This is a genomic window from Paenibacillus glacialis (assembly GCF_001637205.1).
In the GTDB taxonomy this organism is placed as follows: Bacteria; Bacillota; Bacilli; order Paenibacillales; family Paenibacillaceae; genus Paenibacillus_AQ; species Paenibacillus_AQ glacialis.
The window spans coordinates 135,985-157,492 of record NZ_LVJH01000002.1; the positions used below are offsets into that span (position 1 = coordinate 135,985).

Annotated in this window: 18 protein-coding genes and 1 riboswitch; of the genes, 1 reads left to right on the plus strand and 17 read right to left on the minus strand. The window is 40.8% G+C overall.

Annotation, left to right across the window (positions count from 1 at the left end; translation table 11 throughout):
- Window positions 1-112 precede the first annotated feature (112 nt).
- The 16 genes from aroF to metA all read right to left on the minus strand — a co-directional run bounded on the left by aroF (window position 113) and on the right by metA (window position 18,728).
- Window positions 113-1,171 (minus strand): 3-deoxy-7-phosphoheptulonate synthase, encoded by a 1,059-nt coding sequence (gene aroF / locus PGLA_RS01055; RefSeq protein WP_068527428.1) that lies wholly within the window; start codon window positions 1,169-1,171, stop codon window positions 113-115.
- A gap of 232 nt (window positions 1,172-1,403) precedes the next feature.
- Window positions 1,404-2,360 carry a 4-hydroxy-3-methylbut-2-enyl diphosphate reductase gene (locus PGLA_RS01060; protein ID WP_068527431.1) on the minus strand — a complete coding sequence of 319 codons (957 nt, stop codon included), beginning with the start codon at window positions 2,358-2,360 and terminating at the stop codon, window positions 1,404-1,406.
- Between the two features lie 48 nt (window positions 2,361-2,408).
- Window positions 2,409-3,875, minus strand: a complete 1,467-nt coding sequence (locus tag PGLA_RS01065; RefSeq protein ID WP_068527434.1) for a sensor histidine kinase — start codon at window positions 3,873-3,875, stop codon at window positions 2,409-2,411.
- 2 nt (window positions 3,876-3,877) lie between these two features.
- A complete protein-coding gene (locus tag PGLA_RS01070; RefSeq protein WP_068527437.1) occupies window positions 3,878-4,567 on the minus strand; it encodes a response regulator transcription factor in 690 nt (229 codons plus the stop codon).
- Between the two features lie 154 nt (window positions 4,568-4,721).
- Complete coding sequence (locus tag PGLA_RS01075) at window positions 4,722-6,323, minus strand: S1C family serine protease (RefSeq protein ID WP_068527438.1); 1,602 nt, start codon at window positions 6,321-6,323, stop codon at window positions 4,722-4,724.
- 154 nt (window positions 6,324-6,477) lie between these two features.
- The gene (locus tag PGLA_RS01080; protein WP_068527439.1) at window positions 6,478-7,128 is read right to left on the minus strand and encodes a response regulator; all 651 of its coding nucleotides are present in this window, start codon (window positions 7,126-7,128) and stop codon (window positions 6,478-6,480) included.
- 27 nt (window positions 7,129-7,155) lie between these two features.
- Window positions 7,156-8,196, minus strand: coding sequence for a sensor histidine kinase (locus PGLA_RS01085; RefSeq protein WP_068527441.1), 1,041 nt, complete (start codon window positions 8,194-8,196; stop codon window positions 7,156-7,158).
- A gap of 4 nt (window positions 8,197-8,200) precedes the next feature.
- The gene (gene liaF / locus PGLA_RS01090; protein ID WP_068527451.1) at window positions 8,201-9,247 is read right to left on the minus strand and encodes a cell wall-active antibiotics response protein LiaF; all 1,047 of its coding nucleotides are present in this window, start codon (window positions 9,245-9,247) and stop codon (window positions 8,201-8,203) included.
- 195 nt (window positions 9,248-9,442) lie between these two features.
- Window positions 9,443-9,628: a hypothetical protein gene (locus PGLA_RS01095; protein ID WP_068527454.1), complete on the minus strand. Its 186-nt coding sequence runs from the start codon at window positions 9,626-9,628 to the stop codon at window positions 9,443-9,445.
- Between the two features lie 130 nt (window positions 9,629-9,758).
- A complete protein-coding gene (locus PGLA_RS29325) occupies window positions 9,759-10,493 on the minus strand; it encodes a 3D domain-containing protein (protein ID WP_068527458.1) in 735 nt (244 codons plus the stop codon).
- A gap of 138 nt (window positions 10,494-10,631) precedes the next feature.
- Complete coding sequence (thrS, locus tag PGLA_RS01105; RefSeq protein ID WP_068527464.1) at window positions 10,632-12,572, minus strand: threonine--tRNA ligase; 1,941 nt, start codon at window positions 12,570-12,572, stop codon at window positions 10,632-10,634.
- Between the two features lie 390 nt (window positions 12,573-12,962).
- On the minus strand, window positions 12,963-13,865 hold the full coding sequence (locus tag PGLA_RS01110) for a putative sporulation protein YtxC (RefSeq protein WP_068527467.1): 903 nt from the start codon (window positions 13,863-13,865) through the stop codon (window positions 12,963-12,965).
- A gap of 299 nt (window positions 13,866-14,164) precedes the next feature.
- Window positions 14,165-15,298, minus strand: coding sequence for a cyclic dehypoxanthinyl futalosine synthase (mqnC, locus tag PGLA_RS01115; RefSeq protein WP_068527469.1), 1,134 nt, complete (start codon window positions 15,296-15,298; stop codon window positions 14,165-14,167).
- A gap of 114 nt (window positions 15,299-15,412) precedes the next feature.
- On the minus strand, window positions 15,413-16,588 hold the full coding sequence (locus PGLA_RS01120) for a trans-sulfuration enzyme family protein (RefSeq protein WP_068527471.1): 1,176 nt from the start codon (window positions 16,586-16,588) through the stop codon (window positions 15,413-15,415).
- Between the two features lie 2 nt (window positions 16,589-16,590).
- Window positions 16,591-17,769 (minus strand): PLP-dependent transferase, encoded by a 1,179-nt coding sequence (locus PGLA_RS01125; protein WP_068527473.1) that lies wholly within the window; start codon window positions 17,767-17,769, stop codon window positions 16,591-16,593.
- A gap of 23 nt (window positions 17,770-17,792) precedes the next feature.
- Window positions 17,793-18,728, minus strand: coding sequence for a homoserine O-acetyltransferase MetA (metA, locus tag PGLA_RS01130; protein WP_068527475.1), 936 nt, complete (start codon window positions 18,726-18,728; stop codon window positions 17,793-17,795).
- Window positions 18,729-18,857: 129 nt separating this feature from the next.
- A riboswitch (SAM riboswitch) is annotated at window positions 18,858-18,985 on the minus strand.
- A 476-nt stretch (window positions 18,986-19,461) separates the two neighbouring features.
- Here metA and corA point away from each other — a divergent pair.
- On the plus strand, window positions 19,462-20,397 hold the full coding sequence (corA, locus tag PGLA_RS01135; RefSeq protein WP_068527478.1) for a magnesium/cobalt transporter CorA: 936 nt from the start codon (window positions 19,462-19,464) through the stop codon (window positions 20,395-20,397).
- A 60-nt stretch (window positions 20,398-20,457) separates the two neighbouring features.
- Here the strand turns inward: corA and PGLA_RS01140 are convergent, their stop codons facing one another.
- Window positions 20,458-21,471 carry an HRDC domain-containing protein gene (locus tag PGLA_RS01140; RefSeq protein WP_068527480.1) on the minus strand — a complete coding sequence of 338 codons (1,014 nt, stop codon included), beginning with the start codon at window positions 21,469-21,471 and terminating at the stop codon, window positions 20,458-20,460.
- Window positions 21,472-21,508 lie beyond the last annotated feature (37 nt).

A 21,508-nucleotide genomic window follows, 5' to 3' on the forward strand; every position in this document is an offset into this window, starting at 1 on the left:
TAAGATAATCTAACATAAGTGTTGAATTATCTAAATGAAAAAACCACTCTCGATTTTATTAAAAAACCGAGAGTGGGCAGACAATTCAATCTATTCATTTCAACTCTTATCTTTAAACTCTAGAAAGGAAATTCTCCGCTGGAGCTTTCTCTGTATTGAATGTTCTACCTACCAAAGGTGCCAATTTCTCTAAATCTTGCAATAGTTCTGCAAATTGATCTGGGAATAGTGATTGTACACCATCACCTGTCATTGAATTATCAGGATCAGTATGCATTTCAACAATGAGACCGTTAGCACCCGCAGCTATTGAAGCTTTAGACATCGGTGCTACCAACTCACGGCGTCCGGTACCGTGACTCGGATCAGATATCACTGGAAGGTGACTTAATTGTTGTAATACAGGTATAGCAGCTAAATCAAGCGTATTGCGAGTATAAGACTCAAACGTTCTGATTCCTCGTTCACACAACATGACATCTGGATTGCCTCCAGCTAAGATATACTCTGCTGCATTCAGCAACTCATCATAGGTTGCACTAAAACCACGTTTGAGAAGAACGGGTTTGCCACAGGTTCCTAACTTACGAAGTAAGTCGAAGTTCTGCATATTACGGGTTCCGATCTGTAAAATGTCCGCATATTCAGCACAAATATCAACATATTCAGGAGTCATAACTTCAGTAATCGTTAGCAAGCCATGTTTCTTTCCAGCTTCTTGCATCATGATAAGACCTTCTACTCCAACGCCTTGGAAGCTATAAGGTCCCGTACGTGGTTTAAATGCTCCTCCACGTAGCACCTGGCCACCAGCTGCTTTGACTAGCGCTGCTATCTCATCAATCTGTTCAGCTGACTCTACAGCACATGGGCCACCCATAATAACAATCTCTTTCCCACCAATCTTCACACCTTTAATATCAATGATCGTATCTTCAGGGTGGAAATCTCTACTAGCTAGTTTATAAGATTTAGAAATTTTAACCACGTTCTCTACACCCTTCATTTGGCGCAAATGTTCAGAAAGCTTAGGACTTACACTACCAATCAATCCGATAACGGTACGATCAGCCCCCTTAGATACATGAGCTTGTAAGCCCTCTTTCTCAATCACCTTTACGATTTCCCCGATTTGTTCGTCTGGTGTTACATTCGATGTAATTACGATCATAATTTATGTCATCCTTTCTTTATATCAACATATCACTAACTCACTTAGACGCTTACCCGCTTTTATGCTTTTAATCACTAAAGTAAATATACCCTAAGATACGTATACCGTCAAGTCCAAAAATGCCATCCAATGATCGCAAAAAACTCGAAAGATGAGCACTCTTATTAAAGAGTCTATCTTTCGAGTCATATACCTATCAAAGGAATAGCCATTTCTTTGTTAATCCATATTAAGTCGTCGTATTACTTTTCACTTTAACAGATGGAAGTAGCTTCTTCATATTAACGGTTCGTTTCGTTTCCCACGTATCCGAATTGTTAGGGTCATACTGTTCCAAATAAAGTATAACTTCCTTCGTAATCGGTGTAGGAGTAGAAGCACCCGATGTAACGGCAACTTTCGTAATTCCTTCAAGCCACTCACGTTTAATTTCTGTTACATCGCCTACGCGATAAGCAGTAACATTAGCTATTTCCTCGGATACTTGTGCAAGACGATTCGAATTATTGCTCATTGGATCACCAACAACGATCACGAGATCAGCTTGGCCCGCTTGTTCTGCCACCGCTTCTTGACGTACTTGTGTTGCTAGGCAAATTTCATTATGCACTTCAGCAGAAGGAAATTTCTCTAACAACTTCCTCATAATATGCTTAATATCCCACTGACTCATCGTTGTTTGATTCGTTATAACAATGCGAGAGGAATCCAAATGGAGATCCTTTATTTCCTCTTCTTTTTCAATGAGATGAACATGATCAGGTGCAATACCAATAGCCCCTTCTGGCTCTGGATGTCCACCTTTACCAATGTAGATCACTTCATAACCATCGTTGACCTTTTCCTCAATCAGAACATGGGTCTTTGTTACATCCGGACACGTAGCATCTACTGTTGTTAATCCTTTGTCCCGAGCAATCTTACGTACTTCTGGAGATACACCATGAGCAGTAAATATAACAGTACCACTCTCTACCTTATCGAGAATATCAAGACGGTTAGCACCATCCAATGTAATAATGCCATCATCTTCAAATGAATTTGTGACATGGCTATTATGGACAATCATGCCCAATATATATATAGGCCGGGGAAGATCTAAATTCTGAGCCGCCTGGCGCGCAAGCACCATCGCATCTACGACTCCATAACAATATCCCCGAGGAGAAATCTTAAGCACTTCCATGGTATCGACCTCTTTTCATTAGCTTACCTCATTCTTATTCATTATACCTCATTCCAAAGGGACAGGAAAGATCATAGGAAGCCAGATAATAAAGGTTGTCCCTTCATCCACTCGTGTTACCACTTCAATGGAGCCATCCATTTCTTCTATAATCCATTTCGCAATCGACAATCCTAATCCTATGCCCTCTGTGACTCCTCTAGACTGATCAGCCCGATAGAAACGCTCGAATATAAGCGGTACATCCTCTTTATTCATCCCAATTCCCGTATCCGCGACACGTATCCCTACTTGATCTTGATACCTAAATGCATCTAAAGAAACCTGTCCTTCGGGTGTATATTTGAACGCATTCTCAATAAAAATAAACAGCAACTGTTGCAAATAATCCTTATTACCGTTCACATAAACACCGTTTAGCGTGGATAAATTACCTATTATCCATTCTGCTTGATGAGGTAGAAATTGTGCACGACGAGCAACTTCCTCGACCAATGGCTCAAGTGGTACTGGTGATTTATCAAATGTCTGCCCAGTATCTGCACGTGCCAAGGAAAGCATGTCGCTTACCAGTTGACTCATTCGTTTAGCCTCATCGGAGATATCACCAAGTGCTTCTTTGGACATCAACTGCAAAGTCTCCTCGTCCATGTTAGGACGATCTCCCGATTCCTTATCCCACATCTTTTGTAGGAAATCTACATTTCCTCGAATCGTCGTAAGCGGCGTTCTCAGTTCATGGGAAGCATCTGACACGAACCTTCGCTGTGCTGCATAGGCGTCTTCTAATTCTTTGTAGAATCCATTCATCCGGCTAAGCATATTATTTACGGTTCCTATTAACTGACCAATTTCATCCTGAGGACCCTTGTACTCGATCCGTAAGCTAAGATCTGCACCCTTCTGTATTTGATTGGCCGCTTCAATTACTTTACCAATCGGTCGAATTGATTTATGTGCAAGGAATAATCCCAAGCTCGAAGCAATAATAATCATGATCGCCGAACCCAATACAAGAATATTTTGAAGTCCATCTAATAGATTTTGCTCCGATTTTGTGTGGGCAGCCACTTGGAGAAGACCTATGATAGGACCTCCATCATAAGCAGAAAGAGGTGCTTGATAGATAAGAAACGGACTCCCATCAATTTGAATACGGCTGAGGCTTGCCACCACTTTTTCAGGTGTAGTTGAAGGAATCGGGATTTCAATCCCGCTTACTCTTTTTAAATTCTGATCGGGTATATTTACACCTGTAGTATAGTCGTGTATCTGTGCAATAATCTGTGTTTCCTGAAAGTTAAATGTCGCTTTCTCAAATGCGAAACCGACTGTTCTTGTAAACGGTTCGATAGTTATGTGTGGATTAATTCGTTTTATCTGCTGATAAATTCGTTTCTCCACCTCATCATACGTATTATAATAAACAACACCATATACAATCGAACCGAAGATGATAAGTGTTACAGCTAAAATGGCGGAATACCATGCCGTTAATCGAAGTCGGATGGACATATTTATGTATCCCCTCTTAGAATGTATCCTGCTCCACGGATGGTCTGAATGATTCGTTTCCCTCCATGCTCTTCCATCTTCTGACGCAACATTGCTATATATACTTCTAACACATTAGATTCTCCACTGTAGTCATAACCCCATATCTTGTCCATGATCAGATCACGGGATAACACTCGCTTCGGATTCTGCATGAATAAGTTCAAAAGTTCAAATTCTTTAGCTGTTAACTCTAATCGAACCCCACCTCGAAGCACTTCTCTTGCATCCATATCCAAGATAATATCTTCATAGCTGAGCTTCGGCTCTCCTGCTTCATTCAATCCAGGTTTACGTCGAAGGAGCGCACGTACACGAGCTAGCAACTCTTCAAGGGCAAATGGTTTCACCAAATAATCGTCTGCGCCAAGATCTAATCCTTTGACCCTATGTTCAATCTCATCTTTGGCAGTCAGCATTAGAATAGGAACCTTACTTCCGCCTTCTCGTAATCTTCGGCATACTTCAAAACCATCCACCTTTGGCATCATAATATCTAATACAACAAGGTCTGGCTCACTGTTAAGAATCATATTTAATCCCTCTGCACCATTTGCTGCTGTTGAGACATCGTATCCTTCAAAAGCAAGTCCTCTACGTAGCATAGAAATAATTTTCTCATCATCATCAATCAGTAAAATAGTAGAACGCATAAATCATAACCCCTTTATTATTAGACAATTAGGTAAAGTATCGATCTTGTTATCTATAAACATATTGTAACCAACTGCGCTCATACTAGCTATCTATCCATATATAAATAGCGGAAGGAGAAATTCCTTCCGCTATTTCATCGTGCCACTCCTGTTACTTCTGAGTTGTTGAAACATCAAACCCATTTCGATCTCCTATCGTTACAGGAAGATCAATAGACTTACCATCTCTTTCGATATTAAGTGTTACTTTGGTGTTCACTTGTTGTTTCTGTATGAAATCGATTAGATCTTGGCTAGTAGGATACTTAGTACCATTAATACCAGTAATGATATCATATGGACGAATGTCAGCTACGTATGCAGGGGATTTATAGATGACTTCTGCAACCAAAGACCCTTCTTTCAAAGTCGTCCCCATTTGTTTAGCCACCTCATCAGTCAGCGTGGTCAACGAAGCACCAATGAATGGAACAGGATCTTTAGGAATTTCCTGATTATTCTTAAGTTTATCCACAACTTCCGAGATTACACTTGATGGGATAGCAAACCCAATACCTTGTGCATCTGCACTCACCGCAACATTCATTCCGATAACTTCACCATTTAGGTTCAAGAGAGGTCCACCTGAGTTACCAGGATTAATAGAGGCATCCGTTTGTAATAAATGTTTGTACTTACGCGTACCACTACCGTCTTCCTCATTGATATCTATCGTACGTTCCTTGGCACTAAGCACACCGGATGTAACTGTATGATCGAAACCTTGTGGATTACCTATAGCTACGACGCCTTCTCCAACTGACATATCATCCGAATTACCCATAGGAACAATAGGGAAATTATTGTCGCCCTCAATCTTCAGCACAGCTAAGTCAAGATCCTTGCTTGATCCAAGAAGCTTAGCTTCGTAAGGCTTATTATTACCCTCTAGCGTCACTTGTATCACATCTGCACCATCAATAACATGCTGGTTCGTCAGGATGTAACCCGTTTTATCATAAATGAATCCAGAACCAACACCATAAGGAACCAATTGACCTGATTCTGATTTAGAATCCGAAGACGAGCCCTCCTTATCACTACCACCCTGCCCTTGATCACCAAAGAAAAAGGAGAAAGGGTCGTTTGAATATGGATTAGTCCGTTGTCCATTTCTAGCCTTACCCGACTCAACCAATGTATCAATCTTCACAACCGCAGGACTTGCTTCCTTAAATACCATAGCTACATCTCCTGGCTTGGACAACGGTAAAGATGTTGCTGTAGCCGAGGATGAACCTGAATTATTATTAGGCGTTGTTACTACTGATGTACTTGACTCTGGTGCCATCGCAGATATAGAAGTGTCTGGTGTGAACAAGTTCATTCGATCTGCCGTAAACATGAGGGACGTGATGACCACCATCCCTGCTAAGAATGAAACCAATATTGCTTTAACCGAGCTTTTCGGTTTTTTGCTATATTGCCAGTTACCATTCCCACCATTATTGTTTCCACCCTCTTGGCCATTACCTGGTGAACTGAATGCGTTCGCCACTGGTAAGTTCCGAAGAGGTCGAGGTGGAGTAACTTCCACTTTCTCTCGATCATTGGAATCATCTTCATTCTGTATCACACTATCATTACTTATCGATTTAAATGGCCCGTAGGAATAATAATAGGAAGAACCTGATTCCGAAGAACCTTTTCCTTTTGACATTTCTTGATCTAAATCTTCATCCAATCGTCCATACTTATTGTCTCGTTCATCCATGTCTAATTACCTCCTATACCCTTACCTCACTGTTGTTAGGTGGGATATTATTTAACTGTTCTTATCATGACCCATAAACCTTAAAGTCACATTAAAAACAATTTAAAGAGAGATAAAACATCAAATAATAGATTCATCTTATGTATAATTTTATCTACGCCCAACCTTTTCGATGTGCAAAAATAGCGAGCTGAGTTCGATCATCTAATTCACACTTCATCAGCAAATTACTAACATGTGTCTTAACGGTTTTAATACTAATGTGTAGTTCCTCAGCAATATCCTTGTTACTCTTTCCTTCTGCAATAAGGAGGAGAACTTCCTTCTCTCGTTCTGTAAGTCCTGATGAATCAGCTTCGACTGTCCGTTGGCGAATGCCCCGCGTTAACGCTTGAGAAACATCCCCTGTCATCACTGGCATTCCTCTAAATGCACCTTGTAGCGCATATATGAGTTCCTCCGCAGATACCGTCTTAAGCACATAACTAACAGCTCCAGCTTCTATAGCATCCACTACTAGATTATCTTCTAGGAAACTAGTTAGGATAACTATTTTCATAAGAGGATGTTCTTTAAGTACTGCCTTAGTCGTCTCGGCACCATTCATGATGGGCATCATCAAATCCATAAGAATTAAATCTGGAGGGCCTTCCGGCAATCCAACCCTTAGCATATCCAATGCTTCTTGACCATTCCTTGCTTCCCCAATGACTTCGAACTTTGGCTCCAACATCAAATACGTTTTTAGCCCCATACGAACCATATCATGATCATCTACAAGTAGAATCCGGATGTTTCCTTCCATGTTTATACTTCCCCCTCATATGTAGAATTAACGTAAATCAGAATCATTCTCCCCAGGAGTAAATTTAGGAATATGTACGCGGATCGTTGTGCCTGCGCCTTCTTTACTAATGATCTCTACATGACCACCCAGTTTCTCAGCTCTTTCTCGCATCGTAAGAAGTCCATACGACCCTTGTTTCTGTAGCCCTTCGTTAAACCCCTGACCATCATCACTCAGACTGAGCACCACCTGATGTTGATCTTCTCGTAAAGACATACTAACTAAAACCGCATGTGCATGCTTCACAATGTTGGCCATAGCTTCTTGAATAATAAGAAATAATTGATGTTCTATCGCTTCAGATAACTCGCCTTGCAATTCTAGTTCCTTCATTCCCTTAAGTCCATTCTGACGACAATAATCGGGGAACCATTTCTCCAAAGCCTCAGCCAGACATGTACCTTCAAGTTCCACGGGCCGAAGTTGAGCAATGAGTGCACGCATTTGCTTCTGTGCCAGATGTGACATCGTTATTAGCTGTTCTAATACCACCTTCCCCTGCTCCTCATTGTGTACCAATACCTTAGGAAGAGCTGAAGCAGACATATGAATGGCAAAGAGCTGCTGACTGACTGTGTCATGCAGATCTCTAGCCATTCGTCGTCGTTCTTCTAATACTGCATTCTCTGCAGCCTTCTCCTTATTCACTACTTCTTGTACACCTAAGCGCTGCAATAATTTCATCTTCTTCTCAACCGTATCTATCATGTTATTGAACTCGTGGTATACGCGTGCGAACGATTGATCCTCTGCTACAGGCATCCGTACGGATAGATTCCCTTTGGCTACCTGTAACATATTAAGATCTAGAACATCAATTCCTCGCTGAATACGTTGCCCTGCCATATACCCTATAACCACTGTGAATATGATAATACCAAGCGAGTAGTACAACCACATCACATTGTCTATAACTTCAATATATCCCATGTAAATCCCCATATATATAACTCCGGCCATTACGACTCCGCTTAATAAGAAATAAAACAGTAACAACCATTTCGTATTTTTAAGAATTTTCACCATTACCTTAACCTACCCTATTCACTTTAATATCACCTATAAAAGCACTGACATTAATGACTATTTTCTTTTGGGATTCTTTAAAATAGGTACTGGAAGTTTGAACGGAACTCATGAACCCACTTTTTGATTCAGATAAGATGGACATATCTCCAATAAAGGAACTTGAATTCACCTTGATTCCCAAATCCATATCATCAGGAACATATATTTTAATATCGCCGATGAAGGCAGAAATATTAATCTTCGTCTTACCATAAGGAATTTGAGCTTTCGTTAGATCAAGTACCGTATCTCCAATAAACTGAGATATGTTAGTAGGCTTTAGTTCGAAATACTCACGTCCCATATGAACGTCCCCAATGAAAGCAGACTTATTGATCTTCTCACCATCGCTGAAGCTTTCGAATTTACGATTGTATTTATCTTTGTATTTATCCTTAAATTTATTTCTTCTATCGCAATTGTTATACGAATCTTCTTCCTCATACTTATCAGAGTCATCATCAAAATCCATATCAAAGGTGCCTGATTTTTTTTCCTGGTTTTTATCTGCAAAAGAAACCCCAAACTTCTCTTCAAATTGCTTATCTAACGTCGACTCAGTTCCTTCATCTAGATCGGATAAATTGGGTAGTTCAGATGGCTCTGGTGGATATCCTAAAGGTGAAATAGGTACAATAGGTGGCTTCATTTTCTTACTAGGCTCGGAACGATGCGGCTTGAATATGACATGGAGTCCACATAAAATTAAGAATCCAGGAACTAAGTACTTAAAGAAATCACCCGGACTTAAAATATCCCAATCTAATGCACGTGCTTGAAAATATCCTCCGACAGCAATAAGAATAAAAGCTCCTAAAAAAGAACCACCTTTACCACGTGAGGTTAGCAAGTTTTTCAAACCAGCATATATTAAAATCAGCGGCCAATATGTCGAAATAATAGATCCTAAACTAATATCCACATACCCCATTTGCTGAAGTAAAAATATGACGCCAATACCAATAAGTACTAATCCACCAAAGAAACGATCGGACCATCCTTTTCTCATGTTTAACTCCCCTTATCCTCTTTCGTTATCCTTAGTGTACAACAGACTTGCCTTTTCGGATACCGACCACAGAATGAAAAATACTCGGTCTAGAGGCGGAGGACAAAAGCGCATAAAGAATGCCCTCAACGTATGAGTTGAGGGCATTCTTAGCTTGTCCGAGAAGTACGTTTGGAGATCTCATTGATTCACAAATTAGTTTTGAGATTCAAACTCCGCATTATACTTTTCATTTGGCGTTTTGTAATTTTCTTGTACTTTATTTGGTTTCTGAATTTGACCATTTTCCTCAGCAAATTCAGCGTTAAACTTTTCATTCGGTGTTTTGAAATTATCTTGTACTTTCTTTTGTCTTGAATTCTGATTTTGATTATTTGGCATGAGATTTCACCTCCTCTTAGACTTGCATGTGCAAGCTTTAAGTAGGGCTTCAATGCTTTTCCCCAGTCCATAGTATGTAACGCGGACGGAAAATTATGCAGCAGTGATAAAATCAAATACATTCGTTGACTCAGATGGATTTCTCAAGCACAAAAGAAGGTAACGATTTATAAGTCTCGATGGCTTTACCTAGACTTCGTAACATCTTTTCCGAACATTTCCCATTTCCGCGCCTGATTACTTGTACTTCCACACTTTTCTTACCCCATTCTTTATACACTTGCTTTGTTGTAGCAAAATAAAGGTCAATCTTGCGCCCTTTAATGGCGGAACCTGTATCAGCGACAACACCGTATCCATAACCCGGAATATATAGAATGCTACCTAATGGAAATACCTTAGGGTCCGCAGCAATCGTTGATATCTTGTTCTTATCACGTTTCACCTTAACACCTGAATAGGTAATCCCATATTCGGGATGGCTCGGCCGTTTACCCGTAGATTCATAGCCCGCCGTGTAGCCTGTTGCGACAACCTTAACAGTTCGAATAACCTGCGCCTGGCTTGGAGCTAGAACTGCGATGAACGGACCCTTTACTTTACTTGTTGCTTGCGTTGTTACTTTCTTCGGTGTTGGCTTCGTTACTTGTTTGGTGGGTTGCTTCGTCTTCAATGCAGTTGCAATATTCTTTGTATTCGTATCACGAGCGTAATATTGCTGTTGTTGGTAACATGTATTTATTGTCATTCCGGCATAGCTACACTGAGTAAGACTCATGGAAGCATACGATTTATTCTCACCCATCATCATTCCAGCGATGAATACACCGATCAAAATTCTTTGCCAAGATATAATTTTATTCATATGAAAATCTCCCCCTTACTAGCGAGGGTTCCCAATACAACGGATATATATACATAAAGGGTTGTCAAGCCATATGAATTTGGCCTGACAACCCTTTACTAAACAAAGAACGATTACTCCATTAAATATGGTTAGAAATTATGAAATACGGTGATTTGAAATCTCATCCTTCAACATGGAAATGACCTCATCGAGAGGCTTAGCCCCGATATCTCCCTCACCACGTTTACGGATTGAAACGGTACCACTATTCATTTCATTCTCACCAATTACGAACATATACGGTATTTTCTCAAGTTGGCTTTCACGAATTTTGTATCCTAACTTCTCATTACGTAAGTCAGCTTCAACCGAAATGCCACTAAGTTTCAACTTGTCTACAACCTTATTCGCGTAACTTTCGAAAGCACCTGATACTGGAATAACCTTTACTTGAACCGGAGACAACCAAAGTGGAAGTGCACCCGCAAAGTTCTCAAGTAGGAATGCAGTCATGCGCTCCATTGTTCCAAGAATACCACGGTGAATGACGACTGGACGATGTTTCTGCCCATCATCACCAACATATTCTAATTCGAATCGTTCAGGTAATAGCACATCTATTTGAGTTGTAGAAAGCGTCTCTTCCTTACCAAGGGCTGTCTTCACCTGCACGTCCAACTTAGGACCGTAGAATGCCGCTTCGCCTTCAGCTTCAAAGAATGGAAGCCCCATTTCTTCTACAACTTCACGAAGGATACGTTGTGTTGATTCCCACATTTCATCATCCGGCCAATACTTCTCAGTATCCAGAGGGTCTCTGTACGACAATCTGAAGCGGTATTCCTTGATTCCAAAGTCTTCATACACTTTAGTGATCAGTGTAACAACACGTTTAAATTCTTCCTTGATCTGATCCGGGCGGCAGAAGATATGCGCATCGTTCAGCGTCATCGCACGAACACGATGTAATCCTGTCAAAGCTCCTGACATTTCATAACGGTGCTGCATACCAAGCTCAGCGATACGAATAGGTAGATCTCGGTAACTACGCATATCACTCTTATACACCATCATATGGTGAGGACAGTTCATAGGACGTAACACGAGTTCCTCGTTATCAAGTTCCATTTTGGGGAACATATCTTCTTGGTAATGTTCCCAGTGACCTGAAGTTTTGTAAAGTTCCACATTACCAAGCACTGGCGTATAGACATGTTGATAACCTAGATTTTCTTCCATATCTACGATATAACGTTCCAATGTACGACGTAATTTAGCACCCTTAGGCAACCACAGTGGAAGACCTTGCCCTACAAGAGGTGAGAATGTGAACATTTTCAACTCTTTGCCTAATTTACGGTGATCGCGTTTCTTCGCTTCTTCTAGGAAATGCAAATACTCGTCCAATTGTGCTTTTTTAGGGAATACGGTTCCGTAGATACGTTGCAACATCTTATTTTTACTGTCTCCGCGCCAATATGCTCCGGCAACATTCATCAACTTAAACACTTTAATTTTTCCTGTTGAAGGTAAGTGTGGTCCACGACAAAGGTCAAAGAATTCACCCTGATCATACATCGAGATAATGCTGTCTTCTGGAAGATTGTTAATTAATTCGATCTTATACGGGTCTCCAAGATCACCAAATATTTGTAGCGCTTCTTCACGACTAACTTCTTTACGAGTAATCGGTAAGTTCTCACCAATAATACGTTCCATTTCCTTCTCAATCTTCTGTAAATCTTCTGGGTTGAGAGGATGCTCAAGATCCATATCGTAAAAGAAACCATCTTCAATCACAGGACCTATGCCTAGATGTACCTCCTTGTTACCGAACAAACGCTTCACGGCTTGTGCCATGACATGAGCAGTACTATGACGCATTACCTCAATACCTTCTGGCGAATCCAGTGTCACAATTTCAATGAGTGCTCCTTCTACTAATGGTGTAGATAAATCCACCACAGCCCCATTAAATTTACCTGCTACTGCACTCTTTTTCAGACCACTACTTATGGACGCTGCCACATCTTCAATACTGCTACCCTCAGCATACTCACGAACGGAACCGTCCGGTAATTTAATGCTAACTGCCACGTAAATCCCTCCTAATAATTTCTATTCTTCAAAAAAAGACAACAAAAAAACACCCATCCCGGTAAAGGGACGAGTGTTATCACCCGTGGTTCCACCCTAATTTGACAATTGTATATACATGCATTCAATTCATTGAATGCACACCCAATGTCCTTCATCAGCATTTGGTAACGGTAATGAACCGGCGATTCTTACTATGCTCTAAAACATATATATTAGAGAAGTTCATAATCGCAACTACAAAGGGGTAAACCTACGTTGGTAACTGAAGGGAATTGCAGCCTACGTTCCCTCTCTCTGAACAGCCCTATTCTTCGTGGTTCATGTCTTCGTCAATGCTTTTAGTCAATTTAACAGTTATTATAATTCTAGCTGACACGAAACGTCAAGTCATATCTTCTCTTTCTCCCTAAAGAAAACATCGCAGTCTGGGCAATAGTGGCATATCTCTACCCGTTTATCGAATATTTGCAACAACGTTTTGACAGCTGGCATTTGTGTATCACGTGTATGGAGAATTAATTTAGCTGGTGATACCGAAATAAGGGTACTAACAACGGCATCTTCCATTTCCATATCCTGTTGATCAATTCTTTCTACGAAAACACCTTCGTTGGATTTATTTTCTAAGGGATTCATGAACTCATCGAACAATAACAGTTCCTGTCCTCCCTTATGAACAACGTGAACTAATGGAATCTGTGGTTCCTGAAAGTACACGAAATATTTGAGTAACCCTACAAATTCTTCATACTGTCGATCAACCAAGAACTCATCTACAGCATATTCGATGATCTCCCGCAGTTCTACACCATAATTTTGAAGTCGAAAGGAAATAAATCCATCTATATTTAAATCAGAACTCTCCAGTAAGCACTGTTGTAAGCTCTTAGTAAGCATCAGATACCGACGTTTCCACGGTTCGTTCGGAGTGCCTTTCCCCTTCTCTAATAAAGAGACGCAATGCTTTATAATTCGCTCAGACTCCTCTTTACCGGAGAAATCAAATTCATCACGAAGCAACGTTCTAATTATATGTTGTTCCTTTATTTCTAAGATGATTTCAGCAGCTGCCTCTGCAGCAAGTTGGTATAGAATGATCATTCCATCACCCAAGGCGATTTTCTGTTCATTCCCCATGCATTGCCACACTGAAGTGCCCTCACTTGAAACACATGAGAATTTCAATGCCTTGTATTTCTTATGTAGTTCTTTGTTTTTTCTCAAAATAATGCTTTCAAATGTTACTTTTTCTGCGCCCGCTGTCGTAGCTGATATGCTGAATAGTACCATGGAGAACACTCCTTTCATTATCCTTGTTAAGTATATGGTCCCTGAACAGAGGATATACGGAAGGGGTTAGTGGAAAACAAGCTAACATTTCTCAGTTACGTGTCCGTATGCTTTTTTTAAGCCAGAACTATACGATGGAAACAAGTAGAAACGGCTGCGCCGTCCTTCTCCAAGGACGGCACCCGTTTCAACGGAAATATTAGGAATAGAGTATCAAGTGACTTTCTTATATTTTAAAAAGGGACTGATCTCAGAGATCATTATACAGACCTCTGGGACAGCCCCTTAATGGGTACTATTTAATTTTGCATTACAAAATCACGATCAACCGTTGTTCCATCTTCAAACACTTTCAAGATATCATATCTAGTATTACGTTGAGCTGGAATTTTACCCGCATCACGGATCAGTTCGACGATAGATTCTATATTCACCTTATGAACTGTTCCTGCAGAGGAAACCACGTTTTCTTCCATCATCGTACTTCCGAAATCATTACATCCGTAGCTCAGAGACAATTTACCTATCTCAGGACCCATCGTTACCCATGATGATTGTAAATGTGGCACATTATCAAGTAAAATGCGACCAACCGCTACAGTCTTCAGATAAGCCTCCGGTGTCTCACGTTCGCGTACAAAGTTCGTATTATCCGGTTGAAAAGTAAATGGGATGAATGCCAAGAACCCTTTGGAGTTATACTTATTCGTAATACACTCATCTTGCGCGTCACGAATACGCAACATATGAAGTGCTCTTTCTTCCATCGTTTCGCCAAAACCGATAACCATTGTGGCGCTAGTGTTCATTCCTTGCTTGTGCGCTATTTGCATAACATCCATCCATTCGCGCCAAGTGCCTTTTAATCGGCTAATCTTTTTACGAATACGATCATCCAAAATTTCGGCGCCTCCACCTGGAAGCGAATCAAGCCCCGCTTCATGAAGCTCGCGAACGACTTCTTCTAGTGATAATCCAGAAACCTTATGCATTGTGCGTATTTCAGCAGGCGAGAAGGAATGCATCGTAATGTTAGGGAATCGTTGCTTAATTCCTCTGAGCAGGTCCGTATAATAATTAAATGGAAGATCTGGATTTGTTCCACCTTGCATCAGAATTTCGGTACCACCCACATCCTCCGTTTCTTTAATCTTCTGAAAGATGGCTTCATCCGGTAGCACATACCCTTCACTTGAACCCGGCGCTCTGTAGAACGCACAGAACCGACAATATGTATCGCAAATATTAGTATAGTTAACATTGCGACCAATAACGAAAGTCGTAATCGGGTCAGGGTGTATCCGTTTCATGAGAATATCTGCTGTGTGTCCTAATTTCTCAATCTCGTTACTCTCCATAAGTCTAACGCCTTCTTCTAGATTAAGACGTTCTCCTCGAATTGCTTTTTCTAATATACGATCTACTGTATTCATAAAGGCAACCTCCCTTAATATGATAATAAGAAAAATAAACTTACCACCCAATCTTAACATAATAGACTCAAAAAAAAACAGCACCGTGTATACGATGCTGTCTGTCGTTCGTTCTTAGTCCTCTTGAAGCGCCTGATTGAGATCATTAATTAGATCCTCGATATCCTCTAAACCGACAGAGAAACGAAGTAATCCATCTGTAATCCCGCGCTCAGCACGAACTTCGACTGGCATAGCAGCATGAGACATCATCGCAGGATAAGATAGAATACTTTCAACCGCCCCCAGACTTACAGCAACCAATGGAATCTGAACTTTATTGAGCACTTTCTTCGCACGTTCTCCTGACCCAACATCGAAAGACACAACTGCGCCATAACCCGTTGACTGTTTCTCGTGAATTTCTCTGCCTGGATGGTCTATCAATCCAGGATAGAACACAGCAGAAATATCCTTTCTTTCATTAAGCCAAGACGCAAGCTTACCAGCACTAATTTCACTTTGATTCATACGTACTTTCAGCGTCTTCATACCTCGAATAAGAAGCCACGAATCCTGCGGACCCAGAACTGTACCTAAGCCATTCTGAAGTTGCTTTAACTGGTGGCCAATGGAAGCTGTCCGAGCTACAGTAAGTCCTGCAAGAACGTCACTGTGCCCCCCTAGAAATTTAGTGGCACTATGGATGACAATATCCACACCTTGTTCAATTGGACGTTGATAGTAAGGCGTCATAAACGTATTGTCCAATATGGTAATAAGATCATTCTCTTTAGCCCAGTTAGTGACCGCTGCAACGTCTGTAATTTTCAATGTAGGATTAGACGGCGTCTCCATATAAACAGCCTTGGTATTAGGCTTAAGTGCGCCCTTCACCTGGTCCAAATCTGTCATATCAACGAACGTTGTCTCAATACCCAATCTACTCAGAATACTTGTTAAGAGACGATACGTTCCACCATAAACATCTTCAGTGACAATGACATGTTCACCAGACGATAACAGCATAAATGTACTAGAGATAGCCGCCATTCCTGAAGCATAAGCAAACCCTCGCGCACCGCCCTCTAATAGAGCAATATAATCCTCTAAAGCTTGACGTGTAGGATTGCCTGAACGGCTGTAATCATATTGAGGTGGATTAAATACATCTTCATGATGAAACGTTGAGGCTTGATAGATTGGAACGCTAGATGCCCCAGTCGTACGGTCAATTTCCGATCCGAAATGTATTAGCTTCGTTGCAAAGTCTGCTTGAGAATGTTTTCCGGAATCTTGTTGATTACTCATCCTTATTGTCCTCCTTCAATTTCTTCACGAGCTGCATCTAGTGCCCCTCCAAGATCTGCAATTAAATCCTCTACATGTTCTATACCAACAGAGAATCGAAGTAGTCTATCATCTACACCAATCGCTTCGCGAATTTCCAGTGGAATATCTGCATGTGTCTGCACTGCTGGATAAGTCATCAAAGATTCAACCCCACCCAGACTTTCTGCAAACGCAATTAATTTAATATGTCTAAGTAACGGTTCCACATAACGAGCATCTTTTACTTTAAAAGAGAATATCCCCGTGTTACCACTACATTGCTTCTTTTGGATATCATGTCCAGGATGATCCTTAAGGTACGGATGAAATACTTCCGCTACCGTTTCATGAGTAAGTAGGAACTCAGCTATTGCGATCGCATTACTCTCATGACGTTCCATCCGTAGTGCCAATGTCTTCATTCCACGCATCAGTTGGTATGAGTCTGACGGTCCGAGTACCGCTCCGATAGAATTATGAAGGAAGAACATCTCTTCAGATAATTCTTTACCTTTTGTCACGATGATTCCTGCCAAAACATCGTTATGACCGCCTAAGTATTTCGTAGCACTATGAACGACAATGTCTGCACCTAATTCTAACGGCCGTTGAAAGAACGGCGTCATTAACGTGTTATCAACGATGGTAAGCAATTGATGACGTTGTGCCCACAAACAGACAGCTTCAATGTCCGTAATCATCATCAACGGATTCGTAGGTGTTTCAATAAAAACAGCCTTCGTGTTAGGACGTCTGTTACTCTCTAATGCATCCAGGTCATTCGTGTCCACATAAGAGGCACTTACTCCAAATCTGGAAAGAATTCGTTCTAACAGCCGATAGGTACCTCCATATAAATCTAATGAAACAATAAGATGATCCCCTTGACCGAACATCGCGAAGACGGTCTGCAAGGCAGCCATTCCTGAGCTACATGCGAAGCCTGCATCTCCAGACTCTAGTTGAGAAGAAGCATCTTCTAACACTTTACGGGTTGGATTCTTCGTACGAGCGTAATCAAAACCTGTACTTTTCCCTAGTTGAGGATGACGAAAAGCTGTCGCCTGATAGATAGGGAAATTGATTGCTCCTGTTATTGGCTCCTCAATGGATCCGATTTGAGCCAAGCGACTCTCTATTCGTAACCTTTTCTCCTTCATTCTTCTTCTCCCCTTCTGGTCTGTTATATTTGCGGCCATACTTCCAGCGTTTCTCCAATATCAAAAGGTGTCTCTTGGTATACATAATAATTCAGCCAATTTGCAAATAATAAACTTGCATGTGCACGCCATATTGCTGGAGGTACACGATTAGGGTCATTTTTAGGATAATAATGTTTCGGCAAATCTATTTCTAGCCCTTTCGCTACATCACGTTCATATTCCCATTTCAATGAAAAAGGATCGTATTCGGAGTGACCTGTGACAAATATTTGCTTGCCATCTTTGGTCGCCACAATATAAATACCCGACTCTTCTGATTCCGACAAGATCTCCAGTTCAGCAATTCCTTCAATATCCTCGCGACGGAATTCCGTATGACGGGATTGAGGTACATGAAACACTTCATCAAAACCTCTTAACAATTTCACATTCGGTGAGTTGACGGTATGTGAGAATACACCAAATATTTTCTCGCCAGTATCGTATTTAGGCACGCCAAAGTGGTGATAGAGACCTGCTTGAGAAGCCCAACATATATGAAGTGTCGATGTCACATGAGTCTTACTCCATTCAAATATTTCCTGCAATTCTTCCCAATAGTTAACGTCTTTGAATTCCATTTGTTCCACGGGCGCTCCTGTAATGATAAGGCCATCGAAACGTCTAAATTTAACTTCGTCAAACGTCTTATAGAATGTTCTTAAATATTCTTCAGATGTGTTCTTGGAAGTATGTGAGCTTGGATGCAACAATACAATTTCCACCTGAAGTGGTGAATTCCCAAGTAAACGAAGTAATTGTGTTTCCGTCGTTTCTTTCGTAGGCATCAAATTGAGAATCGCAATTCGCAGGGGACGGATATCTTGGTGGTAAGCCAGGCTTTCATCCATGACAAATATGTTCTCCCCAGCAAGTATTTCTTTCGCTGGTAACGTATCTGGAATCTTAATCGGCATGCTGATTACACTCCTTTGGCTGACATCGGCGATAATCATGACTGAGGAAAGGGTTTTATAAACAAAAACAACCTAAATCCATAGGAAAAATCCATAGGAGAAAGGTCATCATCGTTAATCTATGCGCCTCTCTCATCTCTCAAGAAGGATTTGCCGACAATTCGACAAATCTTCCTGCAAGAATTAGCACCGTGCGTTATTAAACGCCGGTTGCCGGGTTTCATCGGGCCTGTCCCTCCACCTGCTCTTGATAAGATTTCGCTTTATTCATTTATAGTTTGATTTGTAATTGGTAAATATTTATACCTGAATTCACTTTAAATCATAACGTTACCTTCGTCAAGAAGCGAACTACAATTTTACAGATAAATTTTTAACTCACTAACACATAGATCACTCCATCCTCATAAGCTGTAGACTAGACTAAGCAACCTTTTTTCTTCTTGAAAGGATGTTAGGAGGACGTTATACTAGACAAGTATTATATCCTGGTTAAAGAAGAGGTGACATGGAAGATGGACGGCGACCCGAAGCCCAAGCTGATTAATTGTACAACACAACCGCATAGGACTAGAACCAGCCTGTTGGAGGAAGGAGCTATTCAATTTCTCCGTGTGTAAGGATCCTCTCTCCTTACCTTTAGCTCCATTCCAATAACTAGACTGATCTCTTTTCTATGCGCGTAACTAAGCGCTACCCATGGCAGATCATGGGGATGAAGGAGTGAAGACTAATGAAAATTCGATTGGTTAATTCTGGGGTATTCACCCCCATTGATGACATCCAAACTACACTAACCCCACCTGAAGAAGGATTCTATTGGATCGACGCAGATGCAGAGGATCTCATGTTATTGCAACCTCTCTTTTCTTTACACGATCTAGCTGTTGAGGATTGTCTTAGTGAAGATGAACAGCGCCCTAAGATTGAAATATATGAGAACCATTACTTCATTGTCGTCAACAGTATCCGGTTCGATGATGAAGAAATTTTCCTACGAGCCTTGAGTGTATTCTTAGGGAGAAATTATATTATTACCGTTACGAATCAAAAAATAAATGAACTTCGTTCACTAAAACCCATCCTTTGGGAGCAAGAGGTAAGTTCACCCGATCGGTTCTTATATCTGCTCATTGACTTAGTTGTGGATAACTATTTCACTGTAGGTGATCGAATCGAAGCCAGAATAGAGAAATTAGAAGAAGATATTCTAATGCACACTAAGAAATCTCATCTTATTGAAATCATTGGACTACGAAGTGAAATATTGTGGCTGAAGAAAGTTCTTGGACCTCAAAAAGAAGTCATTAACATTCTTAACAAAAAGGATCTACGACTGATTGACGACCAATTACAGAAGTATTTCAGCGATATTTATGAGAATGCTGTGAAAATCACAGAAACTTTCGAAACCTATCGTGACCTTATGGGTAACTTACGAGAAGCTTACCAGTCCAGTATCGCTAACCGTGCAAATGAAATTATGAGGGTATTTACGGCTATCACGACCATCTTCATTCCGTTAACACTTATTACCGGGATTTATGGAATGAACTTTAAAAACATGCCTGAATTAGACATGAAGTATGGCTATTTCATGATCATCGGTATCATGGCGACTTTAGGTTTCGGTATGTTCCTCATATTCAAAAAAAAGGATTGGATCTAATCATCGCACAAGGACGAAAGATGCTCTGTCTAAAGAGAATCTTTCGTCCTTGTGTTATATTTAACCGACGTTCCGTTTAGATTCCTGATCCCGTCGAAAGCGGATACGAATCAAGCGTATACGTTCATACAATAGATCTATACTTCCTCTGGCAATAGCCTCTTTACTCTCACCATACACCTTTTGTAGAACTGGCTTTAAGAACATATCCCCCAGCTCTTCAAGTGCTGACCATACTGCATTCTGCTCGTCACTAGGCATTTCCTGTAGTTCATTCTGTATAAGATGCTCCGTATCGTAACCTTCCTTCTCTAGTTCCTCCAATGCTTCAACAATTTCTTTGCGTGGTGTATTACATTCCTGTTCTAACTGCCCCAGGTTCTTCCCACCCGATATACCCATCATAAGAGTTCGACGCATCCTATATTGATCAAGCTCAAGTTTGTATTTCTGCTCCTTCTGTTTGAATACCCAAGTCATATAAACCTCTTCGTTTAATTCAGCGTAAACCCAATTTAAAGGAAAGTTATGATTGCGTGCTACTTTAGCTGTTATCTCTAAAATATCCGGTCCATAGTCCCCTGCTTTGTTATCACCTACGCCAGGTAGTTGCATTAGCTCGTCCACATTGTGAGGAATAAAGCTACTGATTAGCCGTAACAATTTATTACTTGCAATGAAATAAGGAGCCTTTCGTTCAGAAACAGCTCTCCTACGTCTCCATGCACATAACTCGTTATATAAATTTTCCTCAGGATGAAATTCACTATAACAATATAGTTTCTGAACACTCTGACCGCGATAACGTTGCTCTTCTTCTTCATGGAATACACCTTCTACGATAGGTCGGTAACCCTCTCCAAGCTTGATGGCAAGCCCGTGACGATAAATGCATAGTAACTCATTCCATGAATCGCCTTCGTACCATGAAGAATCAACGAATTCTTCGTTCATCTGGAAATCTCGCCATCCTAGATGCCAAACCCCTTCCTCCTCACCAATCCATACTTGCGCTGCCGCTTCCTCATCACTTTGTGATCCTTTGACTAATCGATTCATAAAAACAACCTGCATATTTCATCCCTCCCTATCATTCAGTACAACACGCAAA

What these genes read in the sequence shown, in the direction of transcription:
- aroF (WP_068527428.1), bottom strand. Translation starts at nt 1,171, where the DNA reads ATGATCGTAATTACATCGAATGTAACACCAGACGAACAAATCGGGGAA.
- PGLA_RS01060 (WP_068527431.1), bottom strand. Translation starts at nt 2,360, where the DNA reads ATGGAAGTGCTTAAGATTTCTCCTCGGGGATATTGTTATGGAGTCGTA.
- PGLA_RS01065 (WP_068527434.1), bottom strand. Translation starts at nt 3,875, where the DNA reads ATGTCCATCCGACTTCGATTAACGGCATGGTATTCCGCCATTTTAGCT.
- PGLA_RS01070 (WP_068527437.1), bottom strand. Translation starts at nt 4,567, where the DNA reads ATGCGTTCTACTATTTTACTGATTGATGATGATGAGAAAATTATTTCT.
- PGLA_RS01075 (WP_068527438.1), bottom strand. Translation starts at nt 6,323, where the DNA reads ATGGATGAACGAGACAATAAGTATGGACGATTGGATGAAGATTTAGAT.
- PGLA_RS01080 (WP_068527439.1), bottom strand. Translation starts at nt 7,128, where the DNA reads ATGGAAGGAAACATCCGGATTCTACTTGTAGATGATCATGATATGGTT.
- PGLA_RS01085 (WP_068527441.1), bottom strand. Translation starts at nt 8,196, where the DNA reads ATGGTGAAAATTCTTAAAAATACGAAATGGTTGTTACTGTTTTATTTC.
- liaF (WP_068527451.1), bottom strand. Translation starts at nt 9,247, where the DNA reads ATGAGAAAAGGATGGTCCGATCGTTTCTTTGGTGGATTAGTACTTATT.
- PGLA_RS01095 (WP_068527454.1), bottom strand. Translation starts at nt 9,628, where the DNA reads ATGCCAAATAATCAAAATCAGAATTCAAGACAAAAGAAAGTACAAGAT.
- PGLA_RS29325 (WP_068527458.1), bottom strand. Translation starts at nt 10,493, where the DNA reads ATGAATAAAATTATATCTTGGCAAAGAATTTTGATCGGTGTATTCATC.
- PGLA_RS01110 (WP_068527467.1), bottom strand. Translation starts at nt 13,865, where the DNA reads ATGGTACTATTCAGCATATCAGCTACGACAGCGGGCGCAGAAAAAGTA.
- mqnC (WP_068527469.1), bottom strand. Translation starts at nt 15,298, where the DNA reads ATGAATACAGTAGATCGTATATTAGAAAAAGCAATTCGAGGAGAACGT.
- PGLA_RS01120 (WP_068527471.1), bottom strand. Translation starts at nt 16,588, where the DNA reads ATGAGTAATCAACAAGATTCCGGAAAACATTCTCAAGCAGACTTTGCA.
- PGLA_RS01125 (WP_068527473.1), bottom strand. Translation starts at nt 17,769, where the DNA reads ATGAAGGAGAAAAGGTTACGAATAGAGAGTCGCTTGGCTCAAATCGGA.
- metA (WP_068527475.1), bottom strand. Translation starts at nt 18,728, where the DNA reads ATGCCGATTAAGATTCCAGATACGTTACCAGCGAAAGAAATACTTGCT.
- corA (WP_068527478.1), top strand. Translation starts at nt 19,462, where the DNA reads ATGAAAATTCGATTGGTTAATTCTGGGGTATTCACCCCCATTGATGAC.
- PGLA_RS01140 (WP_068527480.1), bottom strand. Translation starts at nt 21,471, where the DNA reads ATGCAGGTTGTTTTTATGAATCGATTAGTCAAAGGATCACAAAGTGAT.